This window comes from Lysinibacillus sp. NPDC048646 (assembly GCF_050272295.1).
Classification (GTDB): Bacteria; Bacillota; Bacilli; order Bacillales_A; family Planococcaceae; genus Lysinibacillus.
In genome coordinates this window covers 1-15,988 of record NZ_JBNNLZ010000002.1, presented here as the reverse complement: position 1 = coordinate 15,988, position 15,988 = coordinate 1, and the positions used below count along the sequence as shown (strand labels likewise).

General features: G+C 36.0%; 13 protein-coding genes. 6 read left to right on the top strand and 7 right to left on the bottom strand.

Annotated elements, in window-relative coordinates; translation table 11 throughout:
* Positions 1–72: 72 nt before the first annotated feature.
* Positions 73–837 carry a YheC/YheD family protein gene (locus ACQKII_RS02255; RefSeq protein ID WP_427455949.1) on the bottom strand — a complete coding sequence of 255 codons (765 nt, stop codon included), beginning with the start codon at positions 835–837 and terminating at the stop codon, positions 73–75.
* Positions 838–1,160: 323 nt separating this feature from the next.
* Between ACQKII_RS02255 and aepX the strand changes: the two genes are divergently transcribed.
* The 3 genes from aepX to ACQKII_RS02240 all read left to right on the top strand — a co-directional run bounded on the left by aepX (position 1,161) and on the right by ACQKII_RS02240 (position 4,423).
* The gene (gene aepX / locus ACQKII_RS02250) at positions 1,161–2,063 is read left to right on the top strand and encodes a phosphoenolpyruvate mutase (RefSeq protein WP_427455947.1); all 903 of its coding nucleotides are present in this window, start codon (positions 1,161–1,163) and stop codon (positions 2,061–2,063) included.
* 4 nt (positions 2,064–2,067) lie between these two features.
* Entirely contained in the window at positions 2,068–3,195 is a 1,128-nt protein-coding gene (gene aepY, locus ACQKII_RS02245; protein ID WP_427455945.1) for a phosphonopyruvate decarboxylase, read from the top strand.
* Positions 3,196–3,325: 130 nt separating this feature from the next.
* Complete coding sequence (locus ACQKII_RS02240; RefSeq protein WP_427455943.1) at positions 3,326–4,423, top strand: 2-aminoethylphosphonate aminotransferase; 1,098 nt, start codon at positions 3,326–3,328, stop codon at positions 4,421–4,423.
* Positions 4,424–4,771: 348 nt separating this feature from the next.
* Here the strand turns inward: ACQKII_RS02240 and ACQKII_RS02235 are convergent, their stop codons facing one another.
* The 3 genes from ACQKII_RS02235 to ACQKII_RS02225 all read right to left on the bottom strand — a co-directional run bounded on the left by ACQKII_RS02235 (position 4,772) and on the right by ACQKII_RS02225 (position 9,889).
* The gene (locus tag ACQKII_RS02235; protein WP_427455941.1) at positions 4,772–6,340 is read right to left on the bottom strand and encodes an FAD-dependent monooxygenase; all 1,569 of its coding nucleotides are present in this window, start codon (positions 6,338–6,340) and stop codon (positions 4,772–4,774) included.
* 499 nt (positions 6,341–6,839) lie between these two features.
* The gene (locus ACQKII_RS02230) at positions 6,840–7,406 is read right to left on the bottom strand and encodes a TetR/AcrR family transcriptional regulator (protein ID WP_427455939.1); all 567 of its coding nucleotides are present in this window, start codon (positions 7,404–7,406) and stop codon (positions 6,840–6,842) included.
* Between the two features lie 1,565 nt (positions 7,407–8,971).
* Positions 8,972–9,889, bottom strand: a complete 918-nt coding sequence (locus ACQKII_RS02225) for a DMT family transporter (RefSeq protein ID WP_427455937.1) — start codon at positions 9,887–9,889, stop codon at positions 8,972–8,974.
* A 159-nt stretch (positions 9,890–10,048) separates the two neighbouring features.
* Between ACQKII_RS02225 and ACQKII_RS02220 the strand changes: the two genes are divergently transcribed.
* Positions 10,049–11,434 carry a PLP-dependent aminotransferase family protein gene (locus ACQKII_RS02220; protein ID WP_427455935.1) on the top strand — a complete coding sequence of 462 codons (1,386 nt, stop codon included), beginning with the start codon at positions 10,049–10,051 and terminating at the stop codon, positions 11,432–11,434.
* A gap of 305 nt (positions 11,435–11,739) precedes the next feature.
* On the opposite strand, the gene ACQKII_RS02215 is transcribed toward ACQKII_RS02220, so the two are convergent.
* Positions 11,740–12,378: a hypothetical protein gene (locus ACQKII_RS02215; protein WP_427455933.1), complete on the bottom strand. Its 639-nt coding sequence runs from the start codon at positions 12,376–12,378 to the stop codon at positions 11,740–11,742.
* A gap of 540 nt (positions 12,379–12,918) precedes the next feature.
* On the bottom strand, positions 12,919–13,797 hold the full coding sequence (locus tag ACQKII_RS02210; protein ID WP_427455931.1) for a LysR family transcriptional regulator: 879 nt from the start codon (positions 13,795–13,797) through the stop codon (positions 12,919–12,921).
* A 134-nt stretch (positions 13,798–13,931) separates the two neighbouring features.
* On the opposite strand from ACQKII_RS02210, the gene ACQKII_RS02205 reads away from it, so the two are divergent.
* On the top strand, positions 13,932–14,693 hold the full coding sequence (locus ACQKII_RS02205) for an NAD-dependent epimerase/dehydratase family protein (protein WP_427456735.1): 762 nt from the start codon (positions 13,932–13,934) through the stop codon (positions 14,691–14,693).
* Positions 14,694–14,728: 35 nt separating this feature from the next.
* Positions 14,729–14,851 (top strand): hypothetical protein, encoded by a 123-nt coding sequence (locus tag ACQKII_RS02200; RefSeq protein ID WP_427455929.1) that lies wholly within the window; start codon positions 14,729–14,731, stop codon positions 14,849–14,851.
* A 247-nt stretch (positions 14,852–15,098) separates the two neighbouring features.
* Here the strand turns inward: ACQKII_RS02200 and ACQKII_RS02195 are convergent, their stop codons facing one another.
* On the bottom strand, positions 15,099–15,266 hold the full coding sequence (locus ACQKII_RS02195) for a hypothetical protein (protein WP_427455927.1): 168 nt from the start codon (positions 15,264–15,266) through the stop codon (positions 15,099–15,101).
* Positions 15,267–15,988: the final 722 nt, after the last annotated feature.

Below are 15,988 nucleotides of genomic sequence, written 5' to 3'. Positions count from 1 at the left end.
TAATTTATTGATGTATGTCTATTGAATAGAAATATGTTGGTGACTGACATGAAAAATAACTACATTTCAAACTTAGCCTTCATTTTGCATTTTCCTAATCTCTACAATTTTCTTCCAGATCTCCCTATCAATTTTGGCAAAACTACTTATGCTTGGCGTTGTATTTACTTCAAATAATATAGGTTTTCCTTTAAGATTTATTCCAAAATCAATGCCATATTCTCTACAAGGAAAGTGGGATGCTATTACTTCAGATGCTAAAATTGAATCTTTTTTTAGAGAAGCTATTGTTTTATCTTTCTTTGTATTATCCATCATCATATAATCTGATAATAATTCATCAATCGGTATTACTTGAGAACCCCGATTTGAATTGACAATCCCATGATCCTCAGTTGCAATTCTTCCGTAAATTCCACCAATTATCCATTTTCCCTTTAGTTTTTGAACATGAACACGAATGGATATTGAATGCCCATTAGGGGTTAGACTCATGACCCCCTCCTGTATAATATAAATTCCGCTTAATCTATCGTGTTTCTCATATGGATGTAGAACTTGATGGAAATCCTCAATTGCTGCCACACACTTATTTATTTCTTCACCTTGCATGGTAAATCCGTTAAAACAATAGTGTCCATCTTTTCTTTTGTAGACTTTATAAATTGCTCTTCCTTGTCCAGTGCTATTATGTTTCACATAAACATACTCATACCTATCTAATAAATAGATTAGGTTTTCTAGACTGTAAAGTGTTGATTCTGGAATGCAGTTAGTTGTTAAAGGATTTTGATTTAAAAGTAAAAATTGTTCCCATTTTCCAAGTCCATTTTTCAATAAACGCACCTCATTTAGTAAGATATTTTTATTTCTTTTGTATTAATAGTGTAGTCCTCTCCACTTATGGAGGTTACTGTATTGTATGTAAATAGATTTATCTTGCATGGGTGGTCGGGACTTGGTAACGCGATTAATCTCTCCCATTTTTCTGTTAGAGTCCCATAGTAAATTTACTGCACTAGAAAAGTTTCATTATGATTGTTCTCTATACATCCATTTTTTTGATTTTCAAAATCATTAGTTTCTAATGTATCTGCCCTGCTAATCTTTACTTTTAGTCATATGATAATAGGAGATGTCGAGTAAGGAGATGGAAGCTATTGAAAAAAACGACGAAATTAAAAAAAATAATATATTCAGACGAACTTGAATTTTTAATGGAAGCCCATAACGGTCTTTCCGCAAAAGTTGTAGAGGAAGTCGGTTTTAAAGGGATTTGGGCGAGTGGTCTATCGATATCAGGATCATTAGGTGTAAGAGATAATAATGAAGCATCATGGACGCAGGTATTAGATATACTTGAATTTATGAGTGATACGACAACAATTCCCATCCTATTAGATGGGGATACAGGATATGGAAATTTCAATAATGCTCGGAGGTTAGTTAAAAAACTAGAACAATTGAATATTGCTGGAGTTTGTATCGAGGATAAAATTTTTCCGAAAACGAATTCATTTATTAATGGAGAAACACAGCCTCTCGCATCGATTGAAGAATTTTGCGGGAAAATAAAAGCAATGAAAGATACTCAAGAGGATGAAGACTTTATGGTTGTAGCTAGAGTCGAGGCTTTTATTGCAGGCTTGGGATTAGATGAAGCCCTTAAACGTGCGGAAGCCTACAGGAAGGCAGGCGCCGATGCAATTCTTGTGCATAGTAAAAAATCAGATTTTAAAGAAATTGAAGCATTCATGAAGGAATGGAGTGGAAGGCATCCAGTGGTTATTGTGCCTACAAAATATTATACAACCCCAACTAATGAATTCAGAAAAGTAGGAATAAGTACTGCAATCTGGGCTAACCATAACTTAAGAGCATCGATCACTGCTATGCAGAACATCTCAAAACAAATTCTAAAAGATGAAAGTCTCATTCAAGTAGAGAAATCGATTGTAAGTGTGCAAGAGATTTTTAGACTCCAAAATGCTGAGGAGCTTCAAAAAGCGGAGAAGAAATATTTGCCATCAACTAATAACGAATCACAACCCGAAACGGAGTGATGGTATGTTAAATACAATCGAATTTGGAAATGAGCTTAAAAGACTTGGTTTTGACTTTTACAGTGGGGTCCCATGTTCATTTTTAAAGAATCTTATTAACTATTCCATAAATGAGTGTGAATATATTGCTGCAGCCAACGAAGGTGATGCTGTAGCCATTGCTTCAGGAGCATACCTTGGGGGAAGGAAATCAGTTGTTTTAATGCAAAACTCTGGTCTAACCAATTGTATTTCTCCATTGACTTCCTTAAACTACCCCTTTCAAATACCTATACTTGGGTTTGTTAGCCTACGTGGAGAACCCGGGTTGAATGATGAACCCCAGCATGAATTAATGGGACAAATTACGACACAAATATTAGATCTCATGCAAATAAAATGGCAATTCTTATCTCCTGATGATAGTGAGGCAAAGAGACAGCTTGAAGAAGCTAACAAGTGGATTGAAGTAAATCAACCATTCTTTTTTGTAGTGAGAAAAGAAACATTTAAAAGTGAGAAATTGAAGATAGAGCAACGTCTTAATCATAAAAACAAGAAAAAAAGTGAAAAAACTGACTTAGATGAACTGCCAAGTCGTTTTGACACTTTAAAAGTGATAAATGGACTCAAAAATATGAAAACAGTATTAATGGCCACAACTGGTAAAACAGGAAGGGAACTATATGAGGTCGAGGATGCTGATAATAATCTATATATGGTTGGCTCCATGGGTTGTGTCGGTTCTTTAGGCTTAGGCTTAGCCTATACGCGAAAAGATATAGATGTAGTTGTTATTGATGGAGATGGTTCCCTCCTTATGCGAATGGGGAGCTTATCTACAAATGGCTACTATCAACCTGAAAATATGCTCCACATTCTTCTAGATAATCAAGTTCACGATTCAACTGGAGGGCAAAATACCGTTTCTCACAATGTTAATATTGTCAATATTGCTGCAGCTTGCGGTTATGAAAAGTCATACTATATCCATAATTTACAAGAACTTGAAATGTGTATTCAAGAATGGAAAATGACAAAAGGGCTGACTTTTATTTATTTGAAAATCTCAAAGGGATCTAAACAAAATCTAGGACGCCCAAAAGTTACTCCAAGTGAAGTTAAAACTCGTCTACAGAAATTTATTAAATAATTGTTCTGAAAATGAATATTAGCAGGTTGATTTTGCCTATAAGAAGCCTCTATACAGTACTAAAACTTAGTTGGAGGGAGATAATTCGAACCGCGTATAAAAGTGTAATAAAATTAAAGGGAGGAGTACCTTGAAGAAAATTAAAAGAAATATATTACTGAATCCCGGACCTGCTACTACAACAGATACGGTTAAATACGCACAAGTGGTACCTGATATTTGCCCTCGTGAAGATGACTTCAGCCAATTATTGCAGTTTGTTACTTCTGAAATTACTAGTTTAGTTTCAGAAGAGAATCAATATACAACTGTTTTATTCGGTGGTTCAGGTACTGCTGCTGTGGAGTCAATCTTGAGTTCAGTAATGACTGATGGGGTTTTAGTAATCATTAATAACGGAGCCTATGGAAAAAGAATGTGTGAAATTGCAGAAGCTTATCAGCTGGATTGGATTGAGTTTTTAAGTCCACCCGATCAACCTATTAAATTAGATCAGTTACATTCATTCATTCAAAGAATTCCACGAAAAGTTTCTTTTCTAGCTGTCGTCCATAATGAAACAACAACGGGATTATTAAACGATATAGAATCGATTGGCTCCATTTGTGAAGAAAATGAGATTAATATGATGGTAGATGCAATGAGTTCGTTTGCGGCTATTCCTATTAATATGAGTAAAATGAAAATAAGTTATTTGGCGGCTAGTTCCAATAAAAACCTTCAAGGAATGGCAGGAGTCTCTTTTGTTATAGCTAAAAAAAGCGAACTAGAAAAAGAAAAAACAAAAAAGCCGACAAATTATTACTTGAATCTTTATTCTCAATATGACCATTTCATCGAGACAGGTCAGATGCGTTTTACTCCGCCTGTACAAACTCTCTATGCGCTAAAACAGGCGATTGTAGAATTAAAAGCAGAAGGAATGAAAGAAAGATATGAACGATATTCTAAATGTTGGGAAACCTTAATAGAAGGCCTCTCTAAACTTGGTTTAAGATATCTCGTCCCTGTCGAGCACCATTCAAAAATTATTACAGCAATAGTAGAGCCCGAAAGTGAAAAGTATAATTTTAAAGAAATGCATGATTATTTTTATGCTAACGGAATAACGATATATCCTGGAAAACTTTATCAATTAAATTCTTTTAGGATAGCCAACATTGGTGATCTTAGCAAAGATGATATCGAGCTCTTTTTAACTTTATTAGAAAAATATCTTCAAACCTGAATTATTCACGGAACAGTGGAAAACCTACAACTTATGTAGGTTATATTAATTAATTATTTTTAATGCTTTTCCTTGTTCAACTCCCATGAAAATTAAACTCTTCAATTTCGGAATAAAGACAACACGAAAGCAGACGCAGCTCATTTGTTTTTTTAATTTGCAGCGTCAAAATATATGGAGCCAATATCATTCTACAACAAATACACAATCAACCGGAAGTTATCAAGCAGAAAATGGCCAATCAATGAAAAAGTCTTTAGAAAGAAGTAGGCATCTCGCGTACAAAGATATATGTGAGAGATGCCTGCTTTCTCTTGTGCAGCTAAAGTTGTCTAATCTAACCGCTGCTTATGACTCAGCGGCAACTGAATTCTCCAGTCGGCACCATACTTGAAGCATAGCGAGTGTTTTTTCCTCCAGATCCCCCTTCTCATTGCTTGAATGTGTCCAGGCAATGTGACCATCCGGTCGGATTAACATTGCATTCATATTTGTGAACTCGCTCCGTTCAATGCGTGCGGCAGTAATATTCACACGGTGAGCAAAACGTTGCAGTTTATCCGCCAATGATTGGTGATCAGGAGATAATATAAGTACGAAACGACCGTTAGGCATCATTTCATAGAGTGTATGCTTTTTCTGGTTCGTATCTCTAAGTGTAAAATTAGGACAACGGCGTCCTGCAAACAATTGCTCGGAACCATTTTCCGGGATTGGTGGATAGGCCACTCCGGTAGCTCCGATCTTCTGCGCAAGCGATAAGTTCACCTCAGGGTGAGCAATCCATTGTGATACAACGTCTCGCAGTGCCAGTCCAGCTTGTGAGAAATCGCTCGATAACTTTGACTGTGCTAATGTGCCTTGTGTAAACGTCTTCCCGACGGGTTGCCGCTCGTCGCTATAATTTGTAAGCAACCAATCAGCCGAATCACTTCGCACTACAGCTGCAAGCTTCCAGCCAAGATTAAATGCATCTTGCAGGCCAACGTTCAACCCCTGTCCTCCAGACGGGAAATGAATGTGTGCTGCGTCTCCAGCAAGTAAAACGCGTCCAATCCGATAAGAATCGGACACCCGTGTAGCATTGCCAAAACGAGTCAGCCAAATTACAGATTCAAATTCATACTTCGTTCCTGTAATCCGATATATGGATTCGGTGAACTCTTCGAGTGTAACCGGTGTACGACCCGGAATATGCTGTCTAGTAGAATCGATTAATATGAAACGGCGACTACCGTTAGGCAGCGGGACAGACACACAAATCCCATGTTCATTGAACACTGTAGTCGGGGTCGCTATTTTCTGATGTTCCTGAACGTAGACGTCACCTTGCATAGCAGTGATATTCTCATCCCACCCGGAAAAAGCAACTCCCGTATGCTCGCGAACAATGCTTCGTGCTCCATCCGCTCCAACTACATAACTTGCCTGCAACTCGTAACTATCTCCATTTTCGTCACGAGCTTCCAACAACACGAATTGTTCATTCTCCTGTAACGATACAACATTATGTCCGTAGAGGATCTTCACGCCTAATTCCTCAGCATATTCCTTTAACAAACTTTCAGTTATATTTTGTGGAATATACAAGGTGTAAGGAGTATCTGAGTCCAACTTTGATACATCAAGCCAAGTTTCTAGAAATGCATACTCAATCTTAGACTGTGGTTGGCTTTGGGACATGAACCGGTCCAGAATACCACGCATCGCTAAAATTTCTATAGAACGCGTATGCAAGGTCAATGCGCGAGGCTGTACTACAACCTCAATTCTTCGTTCCAATACTACGGCATTGATGCCTGCTATCTTCAATTCGCAAGCCACCATCAGACCTGTTGGGCCGCCGCCTACAATTACGACGTCAAAATTTTTATTATCTTGTACCGCATCTTTATGTTTCTGGATTACTTGATTCATATACTCTTTTTACCTCCTCATTTTTGTAATGTTTTTCAGCCTAATAGGAATGAATATTCATTCCTATTAGGCTATGAAGTTATTAGAGTCTGCAGACTCTAATCGCACTCCAACGACATTCCTCCACATCTACAAAAAATTCGTTCGATTCCTACACCGCCTTCCACTTTAATTTTATATATTTTCGCACTGTTTTGAAGGCTAAAATTCGCCTTCATACGGAATGAATATTCATTCCTAATTATAGGATATATCTTTTTCATTATTAATTCAAGGCTAATCTCTAATGTTCAGTCTACACACCTAATATATAAGTCAAAAAATCACAATTATGTGCACATCAAAATAAAAAAGTGCATCGCTAAAGTGGGACAGCCAAACGACGGATTCAATATCAACATCGCCAACCCTCCCCATCTCGTTTCCTTTGACCAAAGCAAAATTCTAAGCCATATTAAGATCGATCCTGTGTTTGTTGATGATTTACAGCTTTTGGAGGTTAATGGACTCGGATCGCATTCCAACAACATTCTTCCACACCCGCAAAAAGTTCGTCTGTTTCCTCTATTACTCCTGCACTTGTTATTTCAATTAATTTGACAAGAGCACCATAGAAAATGGGAATCAACACATCAGGAGGTAATGAGTAGATGATGCCTTGTTCCTGCCCTTTTATTAAGAAATCGCGCATAAAATCATTAAATTCGTTGTACATTTTTTGGCTTTCTTCATTCAATAAACGGGGATTATGGTGGGAGTCAATAAATGATATAGCCTCTCTTTCCCTTTTTGCAAAGTGAACCATTTGATAAAAAATGTGATGAAATTGCTGGCGTACCGTGCCGAATTCAGGAAAGCCTTGCTTTAGAGTGTTGAAAAAACGTTGTACGCATTCTTGAAACAAACAATTCAAAAGTACCTCTTTATTTTCGAAATACCGGTAAATAGTACCGGCCCCAACTTTTGCGCTATCGGCTATCATGGGTACGGTTGTTGCATCAAAACCACGTTCAGTAAACAAAAGTAATGCTGCCTGCAAAATATCTTCTCTTTTATTTGTTGCCACAGAATCCGACCTCCATACTGAATGAATATTCATTCCAATTATTATAAAACAGTATCAGAAAGAATTCAAGTAAGTTACTGGATAAAAGGCGTATTCGGTCACCATATGCCATAAACAATCAGTGAGATACGTGCCCATTCAAAATTCATTTTGTGTAATCCATTGAAAAACATTCTCCTCATGAGCTACCGATAATTCCTTTACACAGTTTTATGAAACAAATGATAAATGAAATCTATAGTGTCATTTATCATAAGTGCTTCTACGCCGAGTATTATACTGTATTGCATGCAAGATTAGGTAACTATGTAGCTTTTGTCTAGTCAAAAAAACTTCTAGTAAAAAACAGGATTTCAATTGACTAATTTTTCGGAATATTATACGATAAGTATACAGAACAACCTCTATTGTTCTGTACGCTTACTATTTGCGTAATGTACAGGAGCTATGTTTTTTACAAAATTACTTAACTTCAGCGGGCTTACAATTGAATAATGTTTTAACATTTTTTTGAAAGAAGATCGTGCGTTTAGCGTCACCAATCTCTTTTGAAATAAGCATTTGAGATAAAACAAATAAAAGTGAACACTTTCCCTTAGAAATTTTATTTTGTTAACCCGCATAGTGAATGTACAAACCAAAATATGTGAACAAACAGTTAGTTTTGTTTTCACGGCCAAGTAGGCTTTCACCAATTGTTAGCAGATATGTGATGGATTTTTTCATTAATTGTTGTTACCTTCTTCTATTCAGTAAATTGAGTATGCATGAACGTAAATATTCCTTTTAATGGTAAATGAATCACCCAGTAACTGCTATCCTATTGCGAAATGCTGTTCATCTGAGTCGTGCTGACAACAAATAGAATGATCGTTTTAGGCAACGATTTTTCCGAAGTACGTCTATTTAAGCCATTGGTAATAACGAAGCAACTGGCTAGAAGGAAGTAGGTACTAAATTGATGTTATGTAATACCCTCCCGCTGAAGGAACAATAAAAGCTGCCCATCTTGATGATAGATGCTGGCAGCTTTTATATTTTGTTTATCTTTGAAGTTGATATCACTTTTCACCATTCGCCGTACGGACAGTTGTCGTTGAAATACTCACGATTCAATCTTGAATACCTGCGATGAACGCGTCTAAGCGCCTACTAGATCGGACTTGTAAATAATCATCATTCATTTATAATCGCGCCTATCGAACAGCGTCCATTGCCTCATCAATTCCCTGTAGTAGCGCATCATTTTTCATCGTTGTGCTTAACTTTAATCGACTTGAATGACTGCCACCATGCATAACCCTCTTTCATGCTGGCACTTGGTACAGGCATTATTTTTTTCAGTATTGAATGTCATGAGTCAGTCTCATTTTCATTAATAATTCCGTAATGTATTAAATCCTGATATTTACCTTCTTTGATGACATGGTCCTTTAAAATTCCTTCTTGTGTCATGCCAATCTTCTCCATCACTTTTCCTGAAGCAGGGTTCGAAGCAAAATATCGTGCAAACACCTAATATCGCCAATTTTTAAATGATTAAAATTACTTACTCGACATGCCTGTTACTTCCAGCGAACCTGCTGCTGGTTCTTCACGGCTACATCTTCTTTTTTGGATACGGGCGCATTTTTGCCTACTATAACAGAAAAGACAACAATCACTGCGATAACAAGCGTGAACCATGTGATGGATTCATCTAGAAATACTGTTGCAAATAGAATCATCAAAAATGGTTGTAAATATTGAATCTGACTAACTCTTGCAATTCCGCCCATAGCCATGCCACTATACCAAGCAACATAAGCTAGAAATTGGCTAACTACTGCGAGATACATAAAACTAATCCACGCTTGTATAGGTGCTTGAAGCATTTCAGCTGTAACATGTAGTCCAACTGGAATAATGAAAAATGGAGCCCCAATCATTATTGCCCAGGCAATCACTTGCCAGCTCCCTAATTCTTTCGCTAATATGCCCCCCTCTGCGTAACTAAGTCCAAGTATAATCACTGCTGCTAATAAAGCTAAATCGGCAAATTGTAATTGACCGAATCCAAGATGTAGTGCATACACAATAACAGCCAATGAACCGATGATACTTGAAATCCAGAATTTGAGTGATGGTATTTCGCCTCCCCTTAACATTGCAAATCCGGTTGTTGCTAAGGGTAACAGGGCTAATTCCACAGCGCCATGAGAAACAGGCAAGGATTCCATTGCCCAAGATGTAAGAAGTGGAAATCCTAAAACTGCACCAACAGCAACAATCAATAGACTTTTGAATTGGCGAAGTGAAGGGAGTTTTTCTTTTCGAACCACCAATACCACAGCTACCAATATAGCAGCAACAACGGTTCTTCCTAAACCGACAACCGTCGATCCAAAATACGCTACAGCAATGCTTGTCGAAGGAAGCGTTAAACTAAAGCAAATGACACCTACTAGACCTAAGAATAAACCGAGTTTTTCTGTTCTTGCCATTTGATATGGTCCACCCCTTTCTTATCACTTTTTCATCTGTACCACTTTCTACGATTTAAAAAGTAGTTCTGATATAATTAAATACTAATATGTATACACATTAGAAAGAAACAGTTATTTTATCCATCTGTCATGGTACAGTTAAAGGAGATGCAAGAGATGAGTTCGAAATACAAGCAAATTATGGAAGAAATTAAAGGACAGTTAGCAAATGGCATCCTCCATGCAGGTAGTAAACTTCCTTCTGTTCGTCAATTAGCTGTGCATTTTTCTTGTAGTAAAAATACGGTGATTAGAGCGTATACAGAATTAGAAAAGGAGCATTTCATTTATGCCGTTCCAAAAAGTGGTTACTATGTTGTCCATGAATTTCAACACAGCAAACATGATAATGAAATGATTGATTTCTATTCTGCCGGTCCCGATATCAATGTGTTACCTTATATAGAATTTCAGCACTGTATGAATCAAGCAATTGAACAATACAAAGAGGAACTGTTCACTTACTCCGATCAACAAGGGCTTTATTCCTTACGCGTTCAGCTAGTGAAGTATTTGCAAAGTTTACAGGTTTTCACTCAACCAGAGAAACTGGTCGTTGTCTCTGGCTCACAGCAAGCCCTTAATTTATTGGTTTCTTTGCCGTTTCCTAATGGCAAAAACAATATTTTAATCGAACAACCTAGTTATTTCGGGTTCATTGAGTCCGCCAATGTACATCAGGTTACTACTTTTGGGATTGAATTATCGATGGAAGGAATTGACCTTGGCCGTTTGGAATATATTTTCCGTAATAATGATATAAAATTTTTCTATGTAATTCCGAGATTTCATAATCCACTTGGACACAGTTATACGAATAGTGAAAAGAAAAAAATTGTAGAATTAGCCGAAAAATACGATGTGTATATCGTGGAAGATGATTTTTTAGGCGATCTTGATCCAAATGACAAATCAGATCCTATGTTTTCATATGCTCCTTCTGGAAGAGTAATCTATATAAAAAGCTTTTCAAAAATTTTTCTACCAGGGCTAAGAATCGCGACAGCCGTGCTTCCCAAGCAAATGGTTGACAATTTTTTACGCTTTAAATTCACTTCAGATTTTAATAGTTCCGCCTTGTCTCAAGGGGCATTGGAGATCTATTTAAAAAGTGGCATGTTCAATAGTCATCTCAAAAAAATAAAAGAATTATATCATTCTAAAATGCAAATCCTTCAAGAAGCATGTGAATTATTACTTCCGGCTAATACTCACTTTTCAAAACCGACTTCAGGTTTCTATCTGTCCATCTATTTGCCAGAGAAAGTGACAGCAAAACAGGTAGTTCATATGCTAAACGAGCAACATATATATGTTGATGATGCCTCTAGAATGTTTTTACCAGCTTATAAAAAGGAAAATCTCATTCGATTATGTATCTCGCAAGTGAATGAGAGTCAAATTAAACTAGGTATAGAGCAATTGGCGCATTGTATTGCTTTAATTGACAGTAGAAAAAATCACCTTCCGCCAAATCACTTGTTATCCTTTCAGAATAGCTAATTGCCGATAGAGGGAAATAGCTAGATGATGCGGATTTTCTACTAACCTGCTACTGTATAGAGAAAAGAAAATTGATTCAATGGGTTCCGAAAAACACAGTAACCATCTATCAATCACGCTGATAGATGGTTAGTAAAGATGTTTATGAAAATTGTTTTCAATCAAGAATAAAGTTGCTGCATTTCGGATAGGATTCTTCACTATAACTCCCAAGAGAATCATGTGATGGTTCATTTTACGATCTTGCTTTTTTTGTGCAGAAGCGACTGTACTTGAAAATCGCCCCCTGTTAATGAAGGATAAATTCAGCCATTTTTTCGCTTTTTAAGGCGTAATACAATGATGATGACGATTGAGATTAGCATAACAATAGGAAGGATTTTTGTGCATACAACCATCCAATGAAAAGGTGCCTTATGGACATTTACGGCTTTCCGCCATTGATTTTCTCCAATTTCAACAGCAATTGCAGTCTCAGTTGCTACTTCATTTATTGCAAAATACTTTGTTCCTTTCGGATAAGCATTTGAAGCATCTCCGTAGTAATCTCCAGTCATATCATTGGGTCTTGTTTTTACTTCTCCAATAACCTCTCCAATTTGACGCTCTACTACCTTTTCTTCTTTCCCTTCATATACATTCCCATTCCAAACAACAAAAGGATAAGCCCAATCTAATGCTCGAACAGATGATGTAAAAGCAAATGCAAATACAATACTGCTCTTTTCATCAGTATCACCCCCTACTATCCACGATTTTAAGCGATCCCCTTTCAGCCAAAGGAACATTGCTATTTCTACTTCTTGATATGCAATAGGATTCGGAAATAACGAAGTCACTTCCTCTAAAACTAATGCGTACGCTCTTTTTTCCTCTTCTTCCATTCTTTGTTGCTTTTGCTTGTCTAGCAACTCTTTTAAACGTTCTTTTTGATCCTTACTCACCTTCATCACCCTAGAAATATTACTTTCTTTCTCATATTATATCGATATATCAATTTCATCTATCACAAAACTGCCCAATTATAATAAGCAATTGTTATGCTTGTTGCGTCAGGAAAAAGCGTATCCATTTAAGAAACGCCCCCGTTACTTTCTTAGAGTGTCTCAATCTTTAAGTCTCTAGCTTTTATCAGTATTTCAGAAAGTGGCTCATTTAATTCCAAATTATAGCATTCTTTACTTCAACAACAAAAGAGCGATTACCTTTATTTTGCAATCGCCCCCGTTAGCTAGTATCCATATAAATTTAACTAGTTATTTACTCCGTTTAAGCCATTATAAGTACTTGCCCACTCATCAATTCTCTTTTAAAAATTTTAATCCATCCTTTGTTACTTAAGGTGATGTAAGGACGACTTTCACCTTACCATTTGTCACTTTACATAACTAACTCTTAATTCCTAATTGGCTCAACATCTATTACTGAAGGAGTGACTGTCAAATAGTTCACTAAACAAGAAAGCCTGAAAAAAGAGCTTTACATTAAGTCACGTTTTTTACCCAATGCTCAGTTATCTCAGCGAATTTTTTAACTGCAGGTGAAATAGGCGTTCTAATGGCTAATCCGATGGTTCTAGTTTGTTGTAATTCAAGTGGAATGACCTTTATGGAATCCAATCCTTTAGGGATGATCATTTCCGGTAAAATACTAATACCTAAATTATTCTCAACCATAGAAAAAATAGAGTTTTCGTTCATATTTTCGAATCGAATATTTGGCTGGATATTGTTCTCTTTAAAAAATAGTTGTATATCGTCAAAACATTGAAAAGTGGGCATGATGAATGGAGCATTTTCAATATCTTCAACAGATATATATTTTTTTCTATGAAAAGGTGATTGGTCTGATACTACACATAATAGTGGCTCCGTTTTTAACTGGACAATATCGAATGAATGTAAGGCAGTAGTCGTTTTAATATTAACAAAACCACAATCCACTTCACTATCTAGTAACCATTTCTCTACCTCAGCATAATTTCCTTCTATTAGTTGTATTTCTATATCAGGATATTTTCTCTCCATTTCCTTTATAATATAAGGAATCCAGTTAGTTGATATACTACTAAATACCCCTACCTTTACCGTCCCTTTATTCAATCCATTGATAGCGTTTACTTCCTGCTTTAACATATCATTATAATATAGAATCTCTCGAATCGTGACTAATAAATCCTTCCCATTCTGTGTTAGCTTAATTGCAGAGTTATTTCGAATAAATAAAGGAAAGTTAAATTCTTTTTCTAAACTTGTAATGGCATGACTCACAGCAGATTGCGTTAATCCTAATACATCCGCGGTTTTAGTAAAGCTATTTACCTCTGCTGCTTTACTAAAAATTTCATACTTAACTAAACTCATTGTTAACACCCCAAGAATTTTTTTCATGTACTTCATTATAATTATTCGCTGTACTAATGACAAACATGTACTTATAATCAGGTCATACTTTGTAACATTGCATTTAATAATAATTTAAAGGAGCGTGTATTGTGATGAAGAAAATTTTAATTACAGGAGCTGCTGGAAAGATTGGTCAACATATTACTATTACTTTAATGAAACAAACAAGCTATCAATTAAGATTGGCAGACATTAATTTATTCCCTTTAGAAAAACTTAAAAAGTCGTCAGGTCATGAAGTTATTTATTTAGATGTATCTAGTCTAGAAGAATGTCAAGAAGCATGTAAAAACATAGATATTGTTATTCATTTAGCAGGAGTTCCTTCTCCAGATGCAGATTTTTATACTTCTTTATTAGAGAGTAATATCAAAGGTTCATACAATATATTTAAAGCTGCCTCGGATAATGGTGTATCTAGAGTTGTAGTTGCTTCTAGTGCTCAAACAGTTGAAGGATATCCACTAGACTTTCAAGTAACCGATTCTTCACCTGTTAGACCAAAGAATATGTATGGGGTTAGCAAATGTTTTGTGGAAGCACTTGCATCGTATTTCGCATATGAAAAACAGTTACAAAGTATCGCTATCCGTATTGGTGCTTATGACGATTACAAACCTGAGGGGCAGCCACTTTCAGCTCGAGACATGAGTGCGTATATAAATCCAAAAGATTTTAGTGACCTTCTCCTAAAAACGATTTCTGCTAAAAACCTACCTCCTTTTTCAATCTTACATGGTATATCTGATAATCGTTTTAAACGTTTAAACCTTGAAGAAACAAAAAGGTTAGTAGGATATACGCCCAAATCAGATGCGTTTAAATTGTGCGGAATTCAATTTTTTGACCGTTAGCTGTTGCAAACAAGCATTTAAAAGGAGGGTTTTCCATGAAGAGCCTAAGAAAAACCGTTAAAAAGAATATTCAATCAAAACAAATAAAAGCACAAGGGAAGCAAACTTTTAAAGACTACTGGAACGAAATTATTAAAGCTCTCATTGCTACAAAGTAAATAAATGCTCATTGAATAAAGTGTATCAATATTAATATCGACCATAGCGTATAAGCTAAATTAATTCGACAAGAGAAATTATTCTAAGCTCATTTTACTGAAATTTCTAATAATAAAAGATGGTTAATTTCAATATTTACCCTGCTTCCTTACGAAAAAGGTCGATTCAGCGTTTTATATAAATTCCTGAATTCGACCTTTCCCCCTATTCTTGTTAAAAAATTTTTAGGATACGTAAATAAATAAGTTAAATTTTAATAGTTGCTAATATATCTTCACTTTCTTGATCCATACCGACTTCAACGAAACCAAAACTGGCGTAAAAATCTTTTGCTACATGATTATTAGGATCGTAACAGATTTCGATTTCTTCTAATCCACCTGTCTGCTTAATTTCATCAAGGGCTAGTAGCAAGGCTTTACACCCGATACCGAGTAGTCTTCTTATAGCTTATTCAACTAAAGCCCCCGTTAGAGTAAGTAACTTACTTTTATGTCACTAGATACCACATGTCTTAAAATATTTTTTAGTCAATATGATCATGAAGCCACATATTATTGCTATCCCAAAAAAAGAGGTGCCTAAAAAAACTACTGGGGAACCTATAAAAACGAACATCACATCGGTATGACCCGTAGCTACATATCCCCCCAATATATCAGGCTTATCGAATTTCGTTTTAATATATCTCCATCCATAGGTACTGAAAAAATATATTATATGTATAAACAGCGAACAAAAAAATGCCTGCATAATCGTTTTCATTACAAACTCTCCCAGTTAACTGATTCACAGGAAGGAATCTACTCCCACCTTGGTTATTTACCATCAATATTTTTTCTCATCTTCCCTATAAATCAATACGTATGTTACAATTATCCTTATCATTTTCTACTATCACTTCCAATTTTCTAATCTAATTATCTAATGTATAACAGGGATGTTCTTCATACAGATAGGTAAGCCTTTGAAGTTATCGCTGGCTTTTCCCCCTGTTCACACCGTACGTGCGACTTTCACCGCATACGGCGTTCCAACTAATCCAATTTATTCTTTCTATGTTTTAAGCAGCCGAGTGAAGATTTTCCAAAGTTAGATTATTTCATTGTTACATTTCAGTCGTAAGTTATTTACTT

Coding starts and splice junctions, on each gene's coding strand:
- ACQKII_RS02220 (WP_427455935.1), top strand. CDS start 10,049: ATGAGTTCGAAATACAAGCAAATTATGGAAGAAATTAAAGGACAGTTA.
- aepY (WP_427455945.1), top strand. CDS start 2,068: ATGTTAAATACAATCGAATTTGGAAATGAGCTTAAAAGACTTGGTTTT.
- ACQKII_RS02235 (WP_427455941.1), bottom strand. CDS start 6,340: ATGAATCAAGTAATCCAGAAACATAAAGATGCGGTACAAGATAATAAA.
- ACQKII_RS02205 (WP_427456735.1), top strand. CDS start 13,932: ATGAAGAAAATTTTAATTACAGGAGCTGCTGGAAAGATTGGTCAACAT.
- ACQKII_RS02225 (WP_427455937.1), bottom strand. CDS start 9,889: ATGGCAAGAACAGAAAAACTCGGTTTATTCTTAGGTCTAGTAGGTGTC.
- ACQKII_RS02200 (WP_427455929.1), top strand. CDS start 14,729: ATGAAGAGCCTAAGAAAAACCGTTAAAAAGAATATTCAATCAAAACAA.
- ACQKII_RS02210 (WP_427455931.1), bottom strand. CDS start 13,797: ATGAGTTTAGTTAAGTATGAAATTTTTAGTAAAGCAGCAGAGGTAAAT.